Origin of the sequence: Sulfurimonas sp. (assembly GCF_041563495.1) — a bacterium.
GTDB lineage: Bacteria > Campylobacterota > Campylobacteria > Campylobacterales > Sulfurimonadaceae > Sulfurimonas.
Map to the genome: position 1 here is coordinate 1 of NZ_JBFFMZ010000004.1, position 20,690 is coordinate 20,690.

The 20,690-nt window shown below is 35.2% G+C and carries 21 protein-coding genes and 4 tRNA genes; 10 read left to right on the plus strand and 15 right to left on the minus strand.

From position 1 onward, the window contains the following. Window positions 1-120: 120 nt before the first annotated feature. The 10 genes from ABYK18_RS04920 to ABYK18_RS04965 form a co-directional block, all read right to left on the minus strand. On the minus strand, window positions 121-324 hold the full coding sequence (locus tag ABYK18_RS04920; RefSeq protein WP_373035540.1) for a cytochrome c oxidase, cbb3-type, CcoQ subunit: 204 nt from the start codon (window positions 322-324) through the stop codon (window positions 121-123). A gap of 12 nt (window positions 325-336) precedes the next feature. Next, window positions 337-1,029: a cytochrome-c oxidase, cbb3-type subunit II gene (ccoO, locus tag ABYK18_RS04925; RefSeq protein WP_373035541.1), complete on the minus strand. Its 693-nt coding sequence runs from the start codon at window positions 1,027-1,029 to the stop codon at window positions 337-339. Between the two features lie 15 nt (window positions 1,030-1,044). Further along, window positions 1,045-2,538 (minus strand): cytochrome-c oxidase, cbb3-type subunit I, encoded by a 1,494-nt coding sequence (gene ccoN / locus ABYK18_RS04930; protein ID WP_373035542.1) that lies wholly within the window; start codon window positions 2,536-2,538, stop codon window positions 1,045-1,047. Window positions 2,539-2,813: 275 nt separating this feature from the next. Then, on the minus strand, window positions 2,814-3,941 hold the full coding sequence (gene carA, locus ABYK18_RS04935) for a glutamine-hydrolyzing carbamoyl-phosphate synthase small subunit (RefSeq protein WP_373035543.1): 1,128 nt from the start codon (window positions 3,939-3,941) through the stop codon (window positions 2,814-2,816). Window positions 3,942-3,946: 5 nt separating this feature from the next. Then, entirely contained in the window at window positions 3,947-4,498 is a 552-nt protein-coding gene (locus ABYK18_RS04940; protein ID WP_373035544.1) for a DUF507 family protein, read from the minus strand. Window positions 4,499-4,571: 73 nt separating this feature from the next. After that, window positions 4,572-5,081: a MotE family protein gene (locus ABYK18_RS04945; RefSeq protein WP_373035545.1), complete on the minus strand. Its 510-nt coding sequence runs from the start codon at window positions 5,079-5,081 to the stop codon at window positions 4,572-4,574. Next, a complete protein-coding gene (locus ABYK18_RS04950) occupies window positions 5,078-5,500 on the minus strand; it encodes a flagellar export protein FliJ (RefSeq protein WP_373035546.1) in 423 nt (140 codons plus the stop codon). Before ABYK18_RS04950 ends, ABYK18_RS04945 begins: the two co-directional genes overlap by 4 nt. Before the next feature lie 143 nt (window positions 5,501-5,643). Then, complete coding sequence (locus ABYK18_RS04955; RefSeq protein WP_373035547.1) at window positions 5,644-6,891, minus strand: adenylosuccinate synthase; 1,248 nt, start codon at window positions 6,889-6,891, stop codon at window positions 5,644-5,646. A 25-nt stretch (window positions 6,892-6,916) separates the two neighbouring features. Next, complete coding sequence (locus ABYK18_RS04960) at window positions 6,917-7,765, minus strand: ATP phosphoribosyltransferase regulatory subunit (RefSeq protein ID WP_373035548.1); 849 nt, start codon at window positions 7,763-7,765, stop codon at window positions 6,917-6,919. Window positions 7,766-7,774: 9 nt separating this feature from the next. After that, window positions 7,775-8,881, minus strand: coding sequence for an alanine--glyoxylate aminotransferase family protein (locus tag ABYK18_RS04965; RefSeq protein WP_373035549.1), 1,107 nt, complete (start codon window positions 8,879-8,881; stop codon window positions 7,775-7,777). A 178-nt stretch (window positions 8,882-9,059) separates the two neighbouring features. On the opposite strand from ABYK18_RS04965, the gene ABYK18_RS04970 reads away from it, so the two are divergent. Continuing rightward, window positions 9,060-9,830: an undecaprenyl-diphosphate phosphatase gene (locus ABYK18_RS04970; RefSeq protein ID WP_373035550.1), complete on the plus strand. Its 771-nt coding sequence runs from the start codon at window positions 9,060-9,062 to the stop codon at window positions 9,828-9,830. 227 nt (window positions 9,831-10,057) lie between these two features. On the opposite strand, the gene rdgB is transcribed toward ABYK18_RS04970, so the two are convergent. Next, the gene (rdgB, locus tag ABYK18_RS04975) at window positions 10,058-10,645 is read right to left on the minus strand and encodes an RdgB/HAM1 family non-canonical purine NTP pyrophosphatase (RefSeq protein ID WP_373035551.1); all 588 of its coding nucleotides are present in this window, start codon (window positions 10,643-10,645) and stop codon (window positions 10,058-10,060) included. Window positions 10,646-10,719: 74 nt separating this feature from the next. Here rdgB and ABYK18_RS04980 point away from each other — a divergent pair, with 74 nt between their 5' ends. Both ABYK18_RS04980 and ABYK18_RS04985 read left to right on the plus strand, forming a co-directional pair. Next, complete coding sequence (locus ABYK18_RS04980) at window positions 10,720-12,033, plus strand: MFS transporter (RefSeq protein WP_373035552.1); 1,314 nt, start codon at window positions 10,720-10,722, stop codon at window positions 12,031-12,033. Between the two features lie 77 nt (window positions 12,034-12,110). Further along, window positions 12,111-12,287 (plus strand): hypothetical protein, encoded by a 177-nt coding sequence (locus ABYK18_RS04985; protein ID WP_373035553.1) that lies wholly within the window; start codon window positions 12,111-12,113, stop codon window positions 12,285-12,287. Window positions 12,288-12,289: 2 nt separating this feature from the next. Here the strand turns inward: ABYK18_RS04985 and infC are convergent, their stop codons facing one another. The 3 genes from infC to ilvD are packed head-to-tail and all read right to left on the minus strand — an operon-like array spanning window position 12,290 to window position 16,312. After that, on the minus strand, window positions 12,290-12,781 hold the full coding sequence (gene infC / locus ABYK18_RS04990; RefSeq protein WP_373035794.1) for a translation initiation factor IF-3: 492 nt from the start codon (window positions 12,779-12,781) through the stop codon (window positions 12,290-12,292). A 20-nt stretch (window positions 12,782-12,801) separates the two neighbouring features. Continuing rightward, window positions 12,802-14,610, minus strand: coding sequence for a threonine--tRNA ligase (gene thrS, locus ABYK18_RS04995; RefSeq protein ID WP_373035554.1), 1,809 nt, complete (start codon window positions 14,608-14,610; stop codon window positions 12,802-12,804). Window positions 14,611-14,626: 16 nt separating this feature from the next. Next, window positions 14,627-16,312 (minus strand): dihydroxy-acid dehydratase, encoded by a 1,686-nt coding sequence (ilvD, locus tag ABYK18_RS05000; protein WP_373035555.1) that lies wholly within the window; start codon window positions 16,310-16,312, stop codon window positions 14,627-14,629. A 154-nt stretch (window positions 16,313-16,466) separates the two neighbouring features. Between ilvD and ABYK18_RS05005 the strand changes: the two genes are divergently transcribed. From ABYK18_RS05005 to ABYK18_RS05025, 5 genes are all read left to right on the plus strand, one after another. Next, window positions 16,467-16,541: transfer RNA gene (locus ABYK18_RS05005), tRNA-Gly, on the plus strand. A gap of 31 nt (window positions 16,542-16,572) precedes the next feature. Next, window positions 16,573-16,659: transfer RNA gene (locus ABYK18_RS05010), tRNA-Leu, on the plus strand. Window positions 16,660-16,678: 19 nt separating this feature from the next. Then, window positions 16,679-16,752: transfer RNA gene (locus tag ABYK18_RS05015), tRNA-Cys, on the plus strand. 34 nt (window positions 16,753-16,786) lie between these two features. Next, a tRNA-Ser gene (locus tag ABYK18_RS05020) sits at window positions 16,787-16,875 on the plus strand. A 159-nt stretch (window positions 16,876-17,034) separates the two neighbouring features. Further along, window positions 17,035-19,020, plus strand: a complete 1,986-nt coding sequence (locus ABYK18_RS05025; protein ID WP_373035556.1) for a hypothetical protein — start codon at window positions 17,035-17,037, stop codon at window positions 19,018-19,020. A 24-nt stretch (window positions 19,021-19,044) separates the two neighbouring features. Here the strand turns inward: ABYK18_RS05025 and ABYK18_RS05030 are convergent, their stop codons facing one another. Next, window positions 19,045-19,818 (minus strand): hypothetical protein, encoded by a 774-nt coding sequence (locus ABYK18_RS05030; protein ID WP_373035557.1) that lies wholly within the window; start codon window positions 19,816-19,818, stop codon window positions 19,045-19,047. Between the two features lie 202 nt (window positions 19,819-20,020). On the opposite strand from ABYK18_RS05030, the gene ABYK18_RS05035 reads away from it, so the two are divergent. Both ABYK18_RS05035 and ABYK18_RS05040 read left to right on the plus strand, forming a co-directional pair. Further along, window positions 20,021-20,254: a helix-turn-helix domain-containing protein gene (locus ABYK18_RS05035; protein ID WP_373035558.1), complete on the plus strand. Its 234-nt coding sequence runs from the start codon at window positions 20,021-20,023 to the stop codon at window positions 20,252-20,254. A 4-nt stretch (window positions 20,255-20,258) separates the two neighbouring features. Next, entirely contained in the window at window positions 20,259-20,681 is a 423-nt protein-coding gene (locus ABYK18_RS05040) for a hypothetical protein (RefSeq protein WP_373035559.1), read from the plus strand. The last annotated feature ends 9 nt before the right edge of the window (window positions 20,682-20,690 follow it).

The following is a 20,690-nucleotide window of genomic DNA, read 5'->3' on the forward strand; positions in this document are numbered from 1 at the left end:
CATATTGACGATATCACCATTTAGACCACCCTCAGAACCAGCTATAGACAAGTAAGTCAATAGTAGCATTAGAGCAGTAAAGATAATTCCCCCAAGATAAAGCTTATTCATATATCTCTCCTATTTCTCTTTATCATCTGATTTAGATAACACCGGAGTGTCATCTACATCATCGTTTAGTGCCATATTGCTATACTGCTCATAATCGACACCATCAGCATCTTTCTTTTTCGTATATAAATGATAAATATAACCATACAATACGATTACAAGTATAAGAACTAATGTAAAATAACCATAAGCCTGTAATTGTGCAATATCCACTATAAACCTTTACTATTTAAGACTGTTTAAGTACGCGATTAAAGCGACGATTTCAGGAATCTCACCTCTAGCTACCGCATCTTTAACATCTTGATCTTTCATGTCCGCCGCAATTACTTTTGCCTCAGCTAAAGCCAGAGCATTTGCATCTGCAACACTTGAACCCATTTTAACAACAGTAGTTGACCCATCTTTCATAGGAACCGGTTTGTTATAAGGTACTGAAAAGAACTGTGCAACTGTTAATTGTTCTGCAAATGCAGTATCAATATCAGCAGCATTAGTAAACATCCAACGGTATGCAGGCATTACTGAACCAGGAACAACACCAGCTGGATCTTTCATATGGTTTTCATGCCAGTCAGTAGTACGGTAGTTACCTACACGCATTAAATCCGGACCAGTTCTTTTTGAACCCCAAAGAAAAGGACGGTCATAAGCATACTCACCACTTAAAGAGTAGTGACCGTAACGGTCAGTTTCCGATTTAAATGGACGAATAAGCTGTGAATGACAAGCATTACAACTATTTTTAATATAAACGTGACGACCCGCTAGCTCTAAAGTAGAGTATGGAGTAGTACCGATTACAGGACGAGACGCTTGCGCAAAGTTTGGAAGAATTTCTACTAATCCTGCAAACGAAATTACTAAAAACACACCTACCGCAAAAAAGAACGGATGTTTTTCTAACCAATGAAACATAATTATATCCTCTCTTTATGCGCCCATAGGCGAAGCATTTTGTAGCTCAGACTCTTCAACAGGGCGAGCAGACATAGTTTTATAAATGTTATATGCAAACATTAAGAAACCAACTAAGTATAATAAACCACCAACACCACGAATAGTGTAGTACGGATGTAAAACAGTAACCGTATCAATGAATGAGTAAGCTAAGTTACCAAATTCATCGTGAGCACGCCACATCATACCTTGTGTAATACCACCGATCCACATTGAAGTAAAGTATAAAACGATACCTAAAGTCTGAATCCAAAACTGTGTAGCCATTAAAGATTTAGAATAAATCTCACGCTTGAACACACGAGGAGCCATATGGAAAAGTGCAGCCATAATCATAAAGCCAACCCAACCGAGTGTACCATCATGTACGTGACCGACAATCCAGTCAGTAAAGTGTGCAATCGCATTAACAGATTTAATTGCTTGAATAGGACCTTCTAATGTTGAGAACATGTAGAATGTTGAACCAAGAACCATAAACTTAATCAATGGAGAAGCTGCAACTTGTTGCCACTCACCCTTCATTGTAAGAAGCATATTGATAGCTGAACCCCATGAAGGAAGAATCAGAATCACTGAGAAAATCGAACCCATTGTCTGCATCCAATCAGGAACAGTTGAGTATAATAAGTGGTGACCACCAGCCCATAAATATACGAACATTAGTCCCCAGAAAGAAAGTAATGATAATTTATATGAATAGATTGCCTGACCAGACTCTTTTGGTAGAAAGTAATAAATCATAGCAACGATAGGAACAGTGAAACCAAATGCAACTGCATTATGACCATACCACCACTCAACTAGAGCATCATTTGTACCTGCATACATAGATACCGAGTGATACCATGCACCTATTCCACTCTCACCAGCAGCACTTTCTCCTAAAATTGTAGGTATCTCCATGTTGTTGAAAAGATAAAGCATAGCTATACCTAAGAAAGTAGCAATATAATACCAAATTGAGATATATAGTGACTTTTCACGACGAATACCGATTAGACCAAAGATACTCATACCAAAGATAACCCATACGATAACAATAGCGATATCGATTGGCCACTCAAACTCAGCATACTCTTTTGAAGTTGTTACACCAGCAAATAGTGAAACAACAACCGCTGCAACACCTACTAAATATAACCAAAAGTGTAATTTACCTAAAAACATCAAAAAGCCTGACTCCGCCATTGACACTTTTAAAACACGCTGACCAACATAATACCAAGTAGAAAAAATACCACTCAATGTAAAACCAAATATTATTGCATCTGTATGCAATGGACGAAGACGACTAAAGTTAGTGTATTCCGCTAGACCTTCACCTAACATCAGGTTTAACCCTGGGTAAGCAAGTTGAAAAGCTAAGATAACACCGATGAGCATACCAACAATTCCTAATACAATTGTTGTAAACATGAACATCTTTGCAACCGTATAGTCGTACTCTAATGGACGATTCTCCATATATAGCCTCCTTAAAGATTCAAAGCAATTATGCCTAGTTAGTTATAACTAGACCAATTAACAGTATTACTATATCCATAGAAAAGTTTAAAGTATCTTAAAAAGTGACTATTTTGTGACAAATTAGACTATTTATTAGTTTTTTGTTTACTTTTGTAATTTTATTTACATTTAAGAAAAGAAATTTGTTTGTAATGTATTTGTTTTGTGATTTAATTATTATTTATTGTATGTTAGATGCAATCCGAGCTATTCAGATTGCATTAGATGTAGTACTATCTTTTTATAAGAGATAAAAATTCTGAAAATATATATCTGCTTTCTTTAGGTCCAGGGCTAGCTTCTGGGTGATGCTGAACTGAAAAAATTGGCGAATCGTTATATCGTAAACCCTCAATCGTATTGTCAAAAAGATTTGTGTGAGTCACTTCTGCGATTTCTACAATATTATCAGGTACATTATAGTTATGATTTTGTGCAGTTATTTCTACTAAACCTGTCTTAACATTTTTCACAGGATGATTTCCGCCATGATGACCGAACTTTAACTTAAACGTATCGTAACCGTGAGAAATTGAGAGAAGTTGATGACCAAGACAGATTCCAAACATAGGAACTTTTGCAGCAATCAGTTTTTTAATCTGCTCTTGTTCTTTTTTAAGAACTAAGGGGTCTCCCGGTCCATTAGACAAGAACACACCGTCTATCGATTTTGCTTTATATTTTTCTATCAGGTCATCAGCACTAAAATCATTAGGCATAACTTCAACACCAATTCCTGCACTAACTATTTCATTTAAAATATTTCTTTTTACACCAAAATCTATGACTGCGATATTTGCTTGTTCTTGCGGTGCACTTTCATAATCAAACTCTTTATTTGAATAAGTTGAGTTTTCATGCTTATATGCTTTTTTTGTACTTACTTGTTCTATATAGTTTACATCTTCAATACGAGGAGAGTTCTCTAAAATCTTTTTTAACTCATCTTTATCACTGATAGTAGTAGATGCTATCATCATCATAGCGCCCTCAGTTCTAATCATCTTAGTCAAAAATCTTGTATCAATATCACATATACCCATAACATTGTGCTTTGCTAAGAAAGCATCCAGTGATTCCTCTGCTCTGAAGTTTGAGTATCTTTTTTGATATTTTCTAACTATCATACCTTTTGCATGAGCCTTTGAGCTTTCCATATCTTGCTCATTAACACCTACATTTCCGATTTCTGGCATTGTAAACGTTACAAACTGACCTGCGTAAGAAGGATCAGACATAATCTCTTGATAGCCGCTCATTGATGTGTTAAAAACTATCTCACCTACAACAGTATCATCTGCACCAAAACTATTTGCTTCTAAAAAAGTTCCGTTTTCTAGATAAACCCAAACCTTCTTCATGTTCACTACTCCATACCTCTTTTTATCAACTCTTCTCTATAAATTTTTTCATATAAAATATCAAATTCATCAGTACCCGGTATATATCTCTTTTTATATGATCTTATTTTTTCCATTACTGCATCATCAAGCTCAGATGCATCTGCAATGAAAGATGTAATCGCATTATAGATTATATTTTTAATTCTGTTTTCTGTAACTTCAAAGTGAATCAGGTCTTCTTCGTAAAGTTCGTCTAATATCTTGTGTGAAAGATCTGAATATCTCTCTTCATAATTTAAAATTACTCCAAATTCAGGAGCAAGTTTTTTCTTTATCATAAAGAAAAGTTGTCTCTCATCAACTAGCTGAAACTCTATCTCTTCTTCATTCTCATCACAGATCTCTCCGGCTTTTTCTTCAAGAGCCATCTCTTGCTTTACGTTGGCAGTGAGTATCTTTTCTGCCTCATGAGCAACAGCTTCAAGGCCTTTTGTCATCGTAACGACACCACTTTTATTTAAATCAATAGCAACTCTGCTAGATATATGTGGTATAGCTTTTAGTGATATTTTCATAGATAGACCCTACTTGTTAAAATAATTTGTGCATCTTACAATAATAATGATTAGAATTTGATTATGCTTAATATTATTTAGCTAAAAGCAGTGTTATTGTAGAAGCTTTTTTTGCATCCATTTTAGTTAAAATCTTACCGACTATTTTTGGTTTTAACGAGCTTAAAATTAAAACAGCATCTTCTGGTTCCATGTCTGAAAGTATTCCTGCTGCAGATGCCGGTTTCATTTTTGAAAACGTTTGAGCAATCTTATCCATCTTAATGCTTTTTGTTTCTTTTAAAACTTCTTCATTTCTTTTAAGCATTTTTTTAATTGATTCTTCTTTTGTCGTGATTGCTGTTAATTTTCTATCAACCACTTCTTCTTTTTGATTCAGTCTAGTCTCTTTCTTTTTCAAAAGTTCTTCAGTTGCGACTTTTAAGGCACTAAGAGCTTGTTTTTGCTCATCTATGCGTTCTAGCTCTACTAAAAGTTCACTCTTTCTCTCTTTAAATATTTCCGTACATTCAAAAAGTTTATCACTTGTTTGAAGCCCCATAAGGGATGTTAAAGTAAAAACTGCCAGTATAATTAGTCTCAATTTTTTCCCTTTTGAGCATGAGTCATTAGAGCTACTTCATCTAAGTCTTTCATCTCTTTTAGTTTTATCTTTTTTATCTCTTTGTTTATTTCTTGGAGTTCTAAATATTTAAATTTTTCATGTTCAATCATATCAAGTTTTAGTTTTTCTTTTGCTTGTTTCACTTGATTTTGTGCAAATCCAAGCCATTCTTTATTATGGTGGATAACGGTTCTACCTGACGAAAGAAGAGTTCTATTTGCTAAAAACTCTTTCATACTTCCACTTTGAGGGGGTGTTATATTTTGAATTGATTGATATGATATTTCAAGCGCTGTTGCAGCGCTATTTAAGTCCGCGTTTGCTTTTTGTACGACTCGTTCGCTTTTTTCCATAGTACTTTTTTTCAGCTTGACTAAAGAGCTAAAACGAGTCTTCATTCATTATCCTTAATTTTATTCCATAAAATGAAGGAAACCCTCATCCATGTTATAACGTCATCGAAAATAATTCCGCTGACTACGCTAACGCTGAGTTTTCTTTGGCAGAAAGCCCATTGCACTAGTGCAATTTTAGATTTATTCTATAATATAATTGTATCATCTCTCTCCGGAGAAGTAGAGATGATTCCTACTTTTGTTTTTGAAATTTCTTCAATAATTTTAACATAATCTTGTGCAGATGCAGGAAGCTCTTCAAAAGTTCTAGCTCCGACAGAGTTATTCCAACCTTTAAAAGTCTTGTAAATCGGTTTAACGTCCTCTAAGTTTGATGGAAGATAATCTATCTCTTTTCCGTCAAGTTCGTAAGCAATACAAACTTTTACTTCATCAAAACCGTCAAGTACATCAAGTTTCATAAGAGCAAGTTCGTCACATCCATTTAAACGGCTTGCATATCTTGTAGCTACTGCATCAAACCAACCACAACGTCTTGCACGTCCTGTTGTTGTTCCAAACTCATGTCCTTGTTCTCCAAGTCTTTTCCCATCTTCACCAAGGTCTTCACTTGGAAACGGTCCGTTACCTACACGAGTACAATAAGCCTTTACGATTCCCGTAACTTTACCGATATCTTTAGGATTAATTCCTAGACCAGTACAAGCGCCGGCACTAACAGTTGCAGAAGATGTTACGTACGGATAAGTTCCATGGTCGATATCAAGCATCGTTCCTTGAGCACCTTCTAAGAGGATTCTTTTATCTGCGTCTAAAGCATTCCAAACCATCTGAGTAGTATCTGTAATAAAAGGAGCCAATTTAGCTTTGTAACCTTCCAATTCTGCAAGAAGTTCAGACTCCTCAGGCGTTGCAATTTCATAGATATCAAAGATAGCTCTGTTTTGCTCAAAATAGTCTAAGATAGAAGCACAAAGTTTTGCAGGATTTAAAAGTTCACCGACTCTATAACCGGTACGGTTTATCTTATCAGAATAAGCAGGCCCGATTCCTTTACCTGTCGTACCGATAGCTTTATCACCTTTTAGTCTCTCTTTAGCTTGGTCTATCAAAGCGTGATAAGGCAGATTTAGATGTGCTTTATCTGAAATATAAAGACGACCCTCCAAACCTTCAAACTGTACCATTTCTTTGATAATTGACTCTGGAGATAAAACTACACCGTTACCTACAACATTTATGGCATCTGGATTTAATACGCCTGAAGGGATTAGGTGAAGTGCATATTTTACACCGTCTACCCAAATAGTATGACCGGCATTATGACCACCTTGACTTCTACAAACCATGTCATACTCTTTTGCCAATCTATCAACTATTTTACCTTTTCCTTCATCACCCCACTGGATACCTACAATCAAATCTGCTTGCATAAATTTTCCTCTTTTCTCTCTTATGTTATTTCGTTAATTTTTCACAAAGTGCATCTGTATAAATAGCAAACCCGACCGATGTCAAATCCTCATTTTTATATCTTCCGCCTCTGGCATATACTTCATTTTTTTCTATTACTCTGAAAAACAGCTCATCATAATAAAGCATTTTTGCATAGTACATAGGCGCTAAAACAGTATTATTGTATTCCGCTTCCAGACATAACTCTTTCATTTTAAGCAGTTCATCTTTTATAGACTCCGGCACTATTTCCAAAAGCTCGTCAATCTGCTCTACATGCTGAAGATAAACAAGTTTTTCAAACCATTCAACCTTTAGATTTAAAAATTTATCTATGTTTATATGTCTAAAATCATTAAGTGTCAACTCATCAAACATCTCCACTAAAAGCTTAGGGATTCTGATATTTGATATTTGTACTAAAGGTTTAACTTCCAGTTTATTGAAGATATCAATAGCAATGCTCATCACTGAAGATAGTTTCTTCTCATCCATAAGCTCTACGCCTATTTGATTTTGCTCTGTTGTCGGGTAGGTGAAAACAGGCTGTATATAAAACCATTTTCTCTGTTTAGTATTTCTGCCGAGTCTTTTTTCGATAATACGAACAACATCTATCGTTGAATCCGCACGAAGAGAAATAGAGTTGTTTTTAGCGTCATTGACTTTTATAAGCTCTTTTTCATCTGCAATGCTCAGATGCTGATGGTAAGAAAAAACAGGCGTGACAATCTCTTCAAAACCGTTAGCATCCAGTATGTTGCTCGCAATGTTTTCTATCTCTCTTTTAGCCTTAGCGCTTTTACCGAAATAAAGTTTAGAACCGTTTGGGATTTCGTGCTCAAGTATCATTATTTATCTTTATTTTTGAAATAGTATTTCATTGAATACTCTGTTTGCAGTTCCGTCATAGTTTCTTCTGCCAAGCTTATCCATTGATAACTCAATTGCGTTTACTACCCAAGCCATCTCATAATCAGGAATCAAACCCATCTGGTTTATACGGAAAATTTTACCTTTTAAGTGGTCTTGTCCGCCAGCTACATTTACGGAAAATTCTTCTTTTAAAAGTTTTCTAATTTCATTGGCATCTTTATCATCTATAGTTGTCATAGATTTAGCAGGGGCTTTAGGATAGACATGCAAACCGATAGCTTTTAGCGAAGCTTCCACTGCATCTGAGCGAGAAGCGGTTCTTTCATATAGTTTATCAAGCCCACCGTCTTTTTCAATGGTCTCTAAAACTTCCAAAAGACCGATGATCAAAGTAGTGGCTGCCGTATAAGCCGTAGTATTTTTTCTTTGAGATTTTATCTCAGATGCAAGGTTTAGATAGTAACCTTTTCCAGCACCAAGTTTTTCAATTGCAGCGTTACTGATTCCAAGAATAGACAGACCGGGAGGGAGCATAAGCGCTTTTTGACTCCCTGCGATTAAACAGTCGATGTTTGTCACATCGATCTTCTCAACACCTACAGCAGTAATACCGTCAGCGATAATCATAATCTCAGGATTAATATTTTTAACAGCTGCTGCGATTTCTTCTACAGGATGACGAAGTCCGCCTGCTGATTCACTGATTTGAATTGCGATGGCATCTATGTCACTGTTTGCTTTTACAGCCTCGACAACAGCTTCTACGCTAACCGGTGTATCCCATTCATTCTGTATCTCTATATTTCCCAAACCGTGAGCTTTAGCAATCTTACCGAATCTTTCCCCGAATTTTCCGGAGTTTACATTTAAAAGTGTATTGTGGCAAAGATTTATAACTGCCGCTTCCATCGCCCCTGTTCCACTTGATGAGAGCATTATTACTTCATCAGTCTTAAAAAGATCAAAAAGATATTTTCTTGTTTTTTCAAAAATTGCTTCAAATTCCGGAGTACGGTGATGCATAGTCTCATCACTCATTGCATTACGAACATTTTGAGGTACTGGAGTCGGTCCAGGCGTAAAAAGTAACATGTAAAAGTTCCTACGAGGTAATATTTATAATTTAAAACCTCGTATTATATCGAAATAACTTAAAATTTTGGTTATTTAGGCATCTGTGTATCTATACATACTCTTTATATGTTAAGATTTCACGCTGATATATACATGTAGGGTAAAATAAAAAATTTATATTTTTAAAGGTATTTTTGTGACTATTTTCGATTCAATAATTCTAGGCGTAATTGAGGGATTTACGGAATTTCTACCCATCTCTTCAACAGGACATTTAATAGTTGCAAGCAAGTTCTTAGGCATAGACCAAACCAACATAACCAAGGCATATGAAGTAATTATACAATTTGCGGCTATTTTAGCCGTCATCTTCAATTACAAAGACAAATTTAGTTTTAAAAAGATTGATTTATGGACTAAAATTTTTCTTGCTTTTATACCGATTGGCGCTGTGGGATTTTTATTTTCATCTCAAATAAAAGCACTTTTCTCTATAGAAATTGTCGCGATTATGTTTATAATCGGCGGTGTTATATTCTTACTTGTAGAGAAATTTTTTATACCAAACGAAGTAAACCTTATTGATGATGTAGAACAAGTAACTCTCAAGCAATCACTCATTATCGGTTTTGCACAAGTCTTTGCACTCATCCCGGGAACAAGCAGAGCAGGTTCTACAATCATCGGAGCATTACTGGTCGGTCTAAGCAGAAAAGCCAGTGCTGAATTTAGTTTTTTACTTGCATTTCCTGTTATGAGCGCTGTAACTGCATACGATTTGTTAAAACATTATCATGAGTTCAGCGATACAAACCTTATGACTTTGGCTGTTGGTTTTATTGTCTCGTTTTTTGTGGCATATTTGACTATAAAGCTATTTTTGACTTTTTTGGAAAGATTTACGTTTGTTGCATTCGGAGTTTATAGAATAATATTTGGTGTGATATTATTAATATTATTTAACTAAGATTGGAATAGTATTTGCTCTGTCGCCTTTGACAATGTTAAAGGAGGTATTATGCAAATCATAAGCAGATACAACGACCACTTACATAGTTTTATGGACAGACTGGAGATTTCTTTTTACAATTTAAGTCAAAAGTTTTTGTAAAACTAAGTTGCAAACCGTTCCTAAATCAACAAAGATGATAAGGATGTATCATTGATTTATGTTCTTAGATCCATGGATGGGCCTTAAAAACTCTTCAAAATTATTTTAGCAAGACTCAATGCTTTTGCACGATGAGAAAGCTTTTTCTTAACATCATCATCCAACTCACCAAGTGTTTTATCATATCCCAGCGGAATAAACATAGGATCATAACCAAAGCCGCCATCGCCGATTGCCTCTGCCAATGCAGTTCCATGCATCCAACCATGAACACAATACTCAGCGTTTTTTGTAACTATAGCTATTGCCGCAGTATAGTGTGCGGGTGAAGATTTAACACCTTTAGCTTTTATATCATCTATCAATTTGTACAAGTTGTCCTTATCGTCAGCTTCCGGACCTGCATATCTTGCACTGTAGATGCCTGGTTCTCCATCAAGTACGTCAACGCTTATTCCACTGTCATCAGCCAAAACAACTATATCTTCATCGTTAATTGCATTGAAAACTGCTCTTGCTTTTATAAGAGCATTCTCTTTAAAAGTATCTCCGTCTTCTATGATTTCAAATTCTTCTATGAGTTCACTATATGGGATAACTTCGTAATCTTCGCATAAAGCTTTTATCTCTCTAACTTTACCTTTATTAGATGTAGCTAAAACTAATTTCAAATTTTATTCCTTATAGTGTATGTAATAATTTTTTATATATAATCTCAAAATTATACTCAATATTAAGGCAATTCATGTTTAAAAAAGTTTTTCCTCTCTCTGCAATACTCTCTCTTAGGTTTTTAGGTCTTTTTTTAGTTTTACCTGTTATTTCCATTTATGCCGCTTCCATGACCGACAACCTGCTTTTAGTCGGTATTATTGTTGGTGGATATGCTCTGACTCAAGCAATTTTTCAAGTTCCCTTTGGAGTGATGAGTGATAAGATAGGAAGAAAACCGACTCTTCTTGTTGGCTTGATTATCTTTTTAATAGGTTCACTAATAGCTGCTTTTGCGACTGATATATACACCCTGATGCTCGGACGTTTTCTCCAAGGTGCAGGAGCTATCGGTTCAGTTATCACTGCAATGATCTCTGACTTGGTTGAAGAAGAAGTCAGAGGTAAAGCTATGGCAATAATGGGTGCTACTATCGCTCTAAGCTTTGCTATTGCTATGGGTCTTGGACCTGTAATTGGCGCTAAATTCGGTGTTGATACTCTTTTTATTATAACAGCCGGACTTGCTGTGTTTGCTATGATTTTACTCTTTACAAAAGTACCGACTCCTCCAAGAATCAAACATACCTATCATAAAAGTGCAAAGACTTCTGATATCTTAAAAGATCCAAATCTTTTAAATATGATTATAATCAATGCGATGCAAAAAGGTCTGATGACCGTTGCTTTTGTTCTTATTCCTATTATCTTAACAAGCGATGCTTTTGCTTGGCAAAAAAGTGATCTTTATATGGCTTATCTGCCGGCTATGCTTCTAGGACTTATAGCTATGGGACCTGCAGCAGTATTTGGCGAAAAACACAACAAGCCTAAACAAATCTTTTTAATTTCTATAGTCCTTTTCATAGGATCATTTTTAATGATGGGCTTAACTACATCAAGTACACTTTTCATTGTTGCTGTTTCTATGTTCTTTGTAGCGTTTAACATGATGGAACCTCTAGTTCAATCTATGATTACAAAGTTTGCAAAAGTTCATCAAAAAGGTGCGGCTCTTGGCATCTCTAACTCTGTTGCATACTTCGCTACATTTATAGGCGGTACTTTAGCGGGTCTCATGCTTGATATTAGTGACAGAGAAACTATCGGTATATCTGTAGCTGTTCTTGCAACTGCTTGGTTACTTTGGACTCTCAAACTGCAAAATCCTACCAAATACTCTCACCTATTTGTCTCTCAAGACCTTGTAGAAGCAGATAAACTGAATGAACTTGAACATGAGCATATTGCCGAATGGTATGTCAATGAAACGGAAAATCTGGTAGTTGTAAAGTATGTGACAGATGCGATAGACGAAGAAGAATTAAAAGCTAAAATCTCTAAATAAGATTTTGGCTCCCTAACTAACACCCTACATTATTTTCACATTTTATTTACATAGAATCCTTTCCTAGGATGGAAAAAATGAATGACTTATATATAGAAAATCTATTAAGTTATGAAGAGATCGACACTCAAAAAGAGAGAAAGATTGAGCTTAGCTTTTTGGATGAATTTGGAGAAGGAAAGACAGGCGAAGACGAGATTATAAAAAATCTCATCTTTACGTGTGAAGAGGGAATTGACTACAGAAAAGTATAATGCTATTTCTGAGGAGTTACATACATATTGAAGTAACGTCCCTCAAATTTAGGTGGTTTTTCCATAACGCCTATATCCTCGACCATTGGCCAAACTCTTAGTAGAACTTCTTTACCTGCTTCAGGATGAGCCATTTCACGACCTCTTAAGAATACGCGAAATTTTACATGATATCCTTTTTCTAAGAATTCTCTAGCATGCTTAACTTTGTAAGCTATATCGTTTTCCGCAATTTTAACAGATAACTTAATCTCTTTTACAACGATTTTTACCTGATTTTTTCTTTGCTCTTTTTGTTTTTTCTCTTCTTGGTATTTGTATTTACCATAATCCATGATCTTAGCAACTGGCGGTTTTGCAGTTGGAGCGATTAGAACTAAATCTAGACCTAATTCGTTTGCTTTACTCATAGCTTCATCAGTAGAAATAATTCCTAACGACTCCCCTCCATCTACATTACATCTTACTTCTGCTACACGGATATCGTCATTCATTATGACACGGTCTTTTTTACTCAAAAATTTACCTCATTTATTTTAGTTTGTATAAGCTTCAAGAATTCCTCTTCACTTAAGTTATATTGTTCTCTAGTTCTTCTGTCGCGGATTGCAACAGTTTTACCTTCAACCTCTTCATCACCTATGATTACAAGCATAGGAACTCTCGTTTTTTCTGCTGTTCTGATTCTTTTGTTTAAAGAATCATTTTTAGAGTATATTTCACTATCGGCATTTATGTCGATAAGTTTATCTGCTAATTCCTTCGCATAATCCTGATGTGTTTCAGCGATTGGTACGATGGCAACTTGCGTTGGAGCGATAAACATCGGGAACTCTCCAGCATAATGTTCTGTTAATATACCAATAAAACGCTCAAACGAACCTAAAATTGCTCTATGAATCATTACTGGCTGTATTTTATCATTATTTTCGCCATTATATTCAAGTTCAAAGCGTTCAGGAAGATTAAAATCAAGTTGAACCGTTCCACATTGCCACTCACGACCGATTGCATCTGTGATTTTGATATCTATCTTAGGACCGTAAAACGCTCCTCCTCCCTCGTCTATTTCATAAGGAAGGTTGTTTTTATCCATCGCATTTTTAAGTGCCTGTGTAGAAACTTCCCACACTTCATCACTTCCGACAGCTTTTTCAGGTCTAGTCGAGATCATCATCTTATAATCAAACTCAAAAGTTGACATGATCTTATCAACAAAATCAACGACTTCGATAATCTGCTCTTCTATCTGGTCTGATGTACAAAAGATATGCGCATCATCTTGAGTAAACTCACGAACACGGAAAAGCCCGTGAAGAGCACCTGTAAACTCATGGCGGTGAACAACACCGTACTCAAAATATTTAATCGGTAAATCTCTGTAAGAGTGAAGTTCATCTTCATATACTTTAATATGACCGACACAGTTCATAGGTTTTACACCAAACTCTACCTCATCAATATTTGTGAAATACATGTTTTCACCATAGTTTTGGTAGTGACCTGATGTTTTCCAGAGGTCTGAGCGTAGCATCTCAGGACCGCGAACAGGCTCATATCCACGTTTACGGTGAGCTTTGAAAAGAAGGCTTTCAAGTCTTGCACGAAGACGTCCTCCGGCAGGAAGCCAGATAGGAAAACCTGCACCTACTTCTTCACGGAAAGTAAACAGTTTCATCTCGCCACCGACTTTTCTGTGGTCGCGTTTTTCAGCTTCTGCCAACATATCCATATGTGCTTTTAAAGACTCTTTATCTGCAAATGCTATACCATATATACGAGTTAGCATCTCGTTTTTAGAATCTCCGCCAAGATAAGCACCGGATATTTTAGTAAGTTTAAAAAATCTGATAAGACCGATGTTTGGCAGGTGAGGTCCGCGACAAAGGTCTTCAAACTCACCTTGCTTGTAGATGCTAACACTATCACCTGGAATTTTTTCCATTACGGCAAGTTTAAGATGGTCGTCTTTGAACTTCTCTTTTGCTTCATCCATAGAGATCTCATATTTTTCAATCTCATATTTTTTCTTAGCAAAAGATAGCATCTGTTTTTCAATCTTTTTTAAATCAGCCTCACCTACTTCAGACTCAGTTTTAAAGTCATAGTAAAAACCCTCTTTAACAGTCGGTCCTACATAGAACTCTGCATCCGGATAGAGTGACTTTATAGCTTGCGCCATTAAGTGTGCTGTTGAGTGACGAAGAACCTCTAAAGAGTCTGCAGAGTTATCAAGGTGAATCTGTTCACCTTCAAACCCAAGCTCTTTAGCAGTCTGTAAATCAATAATCTCTCCATTGTGTTTTATTGCAATTGCGTTCACTTAAAATTTTCCTTTATTATAATTCAGTTTTTAAAACAGCACCGTTTGAAGCGTTAGAAACTAATATTTGGTATCTTTTTAGCCATTTAGATTTGACTTCATTTTTATGAGGTCTCCATGCAGCTCTTCTTTTTGCTAAAACGTCTTCACATACATTTAGTTGCAGTAAATGTTTGTCTGTATCTAGTTCTATCTCATCGCCGTCTTCTATCAAGGCGATCATTCCGCCTTCTGCAGCTTCTGGAGAAACATGCCCTATAGATGCACCTTTTGTAGCACCGCTGAAACGGCCATCTGTTATTAGTGCAACACTCTCTCCAAGTCCCATTCCTTGAATCAGAGCAGTCGGAGCAAGCATCTCTTGCATACCAGGACCGCCTTTTGGACCCTCGTAACGGATAACTACGACATCGCCTGCTTTAACTTTGTGACTCATGATGCCGGCTATAGCTTTTGGCTGAGAGTCAAAACAGATAGCAGTTCCTTTGAACTGTCTCATTGAAGGATCGATTCCGGCAGTTTTTACAACAGCACCTTCTTCTGCAAGGTTTCCAAAAAGAATCGATAGACCGCCAACTTGAGAGTAAGCATTTTCATTTGTATGGATAATGTTTTCATCCAAGATTTTCGCATCTTTGATTCTCTCACCTAAGGTCTCCCCGGTAACGGTCGGGTTATCAAGGTGAAGAAGCCCGCCTCTTTTTGCAACCTCGCTCATTACAGCGTTAACACCGCCCGCTTTGTTGATATCATCCATATGAACAGTTGTTAATGACGGAGAAATCTTAGCGATATGTGCAACATTGTCAGCGATTTCATTGATTTTCTCGATTGGGAAATCAACTTCTGCTTCTTTTGCAATAGCTAACATATGAAGTACGGTATTTGAACTTCCGCCCATTGCCATATCTACAACAAATGCATTATGAACGGCTTTTTCATTAAGTACGTTTCTGATGTTGTATTTGCTATCGTCTGCTTTAGCCATCTCAACTACACGCTTAGCAGCTTTTTTAACAAGCGCTATTCTCTCAGGAGTCATTGCCAAGATAGTTCCGTTTCCAGGAAGTGCTATACCCATAGCTTCACAAAGCGTGTTCATAGAGTTTGCGGTAAACATACCTGAACAACTTCCACCTGAAGGACAGGCTTCACACTCTATCTCATAAAGTTCTTCATCGGTCATCTTACCTTCAGCATGTTGACCAACAGCTTCAAACGCAGTAGCAAGGTCAATCGGTGTACCGTCTTTTTTATGTCCGGCCGCCATTGGACCACCTGAAACAAATACAGTAGGAACATTAACACGAAGCGCACCCATAATCATACCCGGAACAATTTTGTCACAGTTAGGGATACAAATCATCGCATCTAACTGGTGAGCATTCATAACCGTTTCTATAGAATCAGCAATGATTTCACGAGAAGGAAGAGAGTAAAGCATACCTTCATGACCCATAGCGATACCGTCATCAACACCGATAGTGTTAAAAACAAATGGTACTCCGCCGGCTTCACGGATAGCCTCTTTGACAATTTCGCCATACTCGTGTAAGAAAAAGTGTCCAGGGATAATGTCTATATAACTATTTGCTATCCCGATGAACGGTTTATCGAAATCTTCGTCTTTAAGTCCTGTTGCTCTTAGTAGTGATCTGTGAGGAGCCTTGTCAAACCCCTTTTTTATAATGTCACTTCTCATAATAATCCTTCTGTATAATTGTTAGCTTAATGATACTACTTATAATATAAATGCGATTATACCATTTTTTTTTATATTTCCTAGAAAAACTCTTTACAAATGAAAATAAAATGGCTATAATTCCGCTCACTTAAAAATAAGTGATGAAAAAATTGCGGGAATAGCTCAGTGGTAGAGCACAACCTTGCCAAGGTTGGGGTCGCGAGTTCGAACCTCGTTTCCCGCTCCATTTAAATTATAAACTGTTGAAAACACCCAATGCCCGGGTGGCGAAATTGGTAGACGCAGGGGACTTAAAATCCCCCGGTAGCAATACTGTGCCGGTTCAAGTCCGGCCCCGGGCACCATTGGTAATTTGTTTAAACTGGTGCCATCGCCAAGTGGTAAGGCCGCAGCCTGCAAAGCTGCTATCCCCAGTTCAAATCTGGGTGGCACCTCCAGTTTTATATTTTAAAACTTACTAATACAACACGTGGATCTTTGGCAGAGTTGGTCGAATGCACCGGTCTTGAAAACCGGCGAGGGTCACACCTCCCAGAGTTCGAATCTCTGAGGGTCCACCACTTCAACTCCCTATATTGCACACTTTCAAGCTTTAAGAATTCATTAGGTCTCATCTTGGGTCTCACTTTTACCTACAAAGATTCAATCTATCGATGTAATTAAACTAAATCAGAGTAAAATAACACCATTAATTTATTAGGTTAGAGAGATATGATATTATGACTTTTAATTTAGATCAACTTATACATAAAAATTATGAGCAAACTCTCAAAGATTATCTAAATGTCAATTCTTTAGAAAACTATGATATAAAGATTGAGGAACTGCTGCCACAAAACAAAAGTCAATTTTTTAATATTTATTTTAATTTTACATATAATCTCTCTTTACTTAAAAATAATCTACTCGCTATAACAGCAACATCAAAAACTTACAATAATCAAATATTTTCACTAACCAATCAAAATCATGTTAAAAAACTTTATAGCTCTAACTCTATAGATTTCTCGACTATAAACTCCCTTGAAACAACTAACCAAGAAATTGAGTCTAAAAGATATTCTTTAAGTATTACAGAAAAAAATAAAAGATTTAATATTTTACTTCAAATAAAAAAAATCAGTACACATATATTAACTACACCATTTACAGAAAAATATCTTATTGAATATACACTAAACAAAGACATTGGAACATCGCACAACGAACTTAAAAATCATTTGTTAAATAGCTATCAAGAGGATAAAGCAATACCCTATAGAGAAGACTCAGAATACAAGAAAATCGAAAGTTTTCAACCACATGAACTTACATATAACGTGTTTTATGAAATGGCTATCAGGAATGATCAAGTTAAAAAAGTAATGCATGCTTTAAATTACCTGTACGACATCAATAGCTTACATAAAAATAAAATAAATATTGATGTAATCGATTGTTTTATTAAGAATGAGGAAAAGATATATACAATTAGTGGTACTGTAAATCTAAACGATACAACTAATTATAAAATCTTTATAGATGTCAACGGAAACAGATTACAATGTGTTGAATCCATCCATGATAATATATTTGAAGTAGAAATTTTCGTAGATAAAAAAATAGATAGCTTAGATTTATATGTTGCTATAGGATCAAAAACATACCAAGACGATAAAATAAATTTAGGATTACCAGTAGCAAATTCGACACTGATGATACGAAGCACAACAACTGGAGTTTTAGAAAAAAATAAAGAGACGACTATCTCTGTTAAAATTGATAAAGTAAAGTCCTCTATATCCCCTAATAAAGATGGAAGTTGGCTATTGGATTTAAATAGTTCACAAAAGGCTCTTACTGCGGAAATTATTCTACAAAAATATCATAGCTTTTTAAAATCAGAAGAGCATCAAATCTATTTTTCAACAGGAATTTATGTTATAAATGAACTCATAGAGGAGCTTGAAACTCAGCTTATTGAGGAATATTTAATATATCCCGATAATTATGATGTCAATCACCCTGAAAAAAGTGATATTTTATTACAAAGAGCCTCCAAAAATGCATATGATGTTCAAAAGCTACAAAACGATGCGTCATATATACATGAAAATAAGTATTTTTTTAAGGAAGATGAATACGATGGATATAGTGTCCATCAAGGTATATCAAAAGGTTCAGATAGTAGATATAATTTAAGCACCATAAAACAAGGTTCCACCAAGCAAGTAGTAGACTATAATGTATCAAATTTCCAAATAAATTTAAACCTACCAAAACATGAGCTGATATCTTATCTTACAAAATTAAAAGACAACTATGACAATGACAACTCTATTTTAATGTCACCTATGGAGCTTTGTGGAAAAGAGCTAGATATTGAACCTGAAGATATTAGAAACATGGATTCGATAAAGTGGGCGGATACTTTTTATATCTATGATTGTTATAATAATATAGATGAAAATATTACTGGTAAAAAAAGTGCTATTAGGACAGACCTTACTGAATATCACAAAGACTTAGAAGATGAGTATAATGAAGATGATGTATATATATCAAAAGAACTAGGTACTGAAAGCATGGAAGATATCAGAAATAGCTTTTTGAGTGAAGAAAAATCAAATACTAAAAAGCATTATATGGAAATAGATACCATCGGAAGTAGATATAAACTTATGAAAGCACTTATTGAAGAGGAAAAATATAAAAGTCTTATTTAGGAAAAAAGTAAACAATAGGGACTATTAATGAATAAGCAAGTTCACAGGTATAAGTCTTAATATCTGTTTTTTGTAAGCTTGTTGTATGTATGTGTGCACCTCGTTATATTGACTTTCATTTAGACCATCAACGATTAAAAAAAACCTTTTTTTGGTTGATGAAGTAGATTTTGACAAAAAGTTTTTAAAGTTTTCTACAACGTCTAAAGAGTTATATAAATCAAGCATGAGTAAACCAGTATTATTATTTATAATAAAATGATGATGCTCTGTATATTTTTCTTTCTCAGGCATATGAGGAACTTTAATCCATAAAATATTTACATAATCTTTTTTTGCTTTATATTTCATGCCTTCATAGGCTTTATCCCCCATATCTTCTATAAACTTTAATTTAAATTTTTGAACTTCATCTGAATTTAAATTCCAACTTTTTAAATAGTCTCCTAAAGTAGATGACGGAATATCTCTTCTAAACTTTTTTTTAATCATTTTTATAATTAATTTTTTTGTCCAAAATGCTGAAGATGGGTCTAACTCAAATGGACTTAGGTCAAATAATTTATGATATATTTTTTGCTCCATACTTCTACTTAGTAGTTTTTTCTCTCCAACTTTTCTTCCTTTAGGCTCAATCTTCAACCCCTTCCTCTTCCAATTAGATACCGTTACCTCATGTACACCAAGCTCCTGTGCTATCTTTTTATTAGAAACACCATAATCCATTAATTTAAATGCTCGTTCCCTAAATTCTAATAGTTTATGCTCATGCAATTTTCTTCCATCTATTTTTTCCATAATCAATTGTAGCATGAGATTTCTAACTTATTAATTAATTTATTTAATCGGTAGGTTATACAGGAAAATTAGTATGTAGTTTTTCTATGTGAAAAATTTTTATAGCTGGAATAATTACACTAATCGGAAGCAAAAAGATCTAAAGTACTAGCTTTCGGGATTAATAGGAATCGATTTCTAAATTTACTTTTAAGGAGACATTATGTCTATAGGTTTAGAAGAAGTTGATTATGCACAAAAGTATGCAAAATTAGCTAAACGATGGTTAAGTCCATCAGAGTTATTCGAAGAATATGGGTTTAGTAAAAGTACTCAAAGTAAGATGCGCCAAAGAAATTCAGCATCTACCTTACCCTTTTCAAAGGTCGGTAAATACGTAAGATACGACAGAATTGCCATTGATAAATGGCTAGAAGAACACAAAATACAAGGATAAAGAAATGAATTTAGTAGAACAAATAAAAGTAATGAGAAAGATGGAAAAGTCACAGTATGTATTAAACCGCATAGGCTTTATTCAAGAGATTTTAAAAGGGGAGTCATACAAAGAGGTTATTGGACTAGATAATGACTACGAGTCTTACGAAAAGCTTTTAACAATAGCATTTAAGGTAGCTGTTTCAAAAGCTAAAACAGTTGAGGAAATTGAAATGTGTGCTGTTGCAGTAGAGGAATGTAGTTATGGAAAATACGATCCAGATGAGTGGGCTGAACAGATTAGAATTAAAGCCTACGGTCTTGAGTGGTATTTGAAGAGACAATTTAATTCTCCTGCATATCAAGGCTTTATTGATTTTACAAATGAAATGGGGATTAAAAATCCACTTGAAGAGCTTGAACAAGCAGTAGCTCATGAACTTTAAAGGATTTAG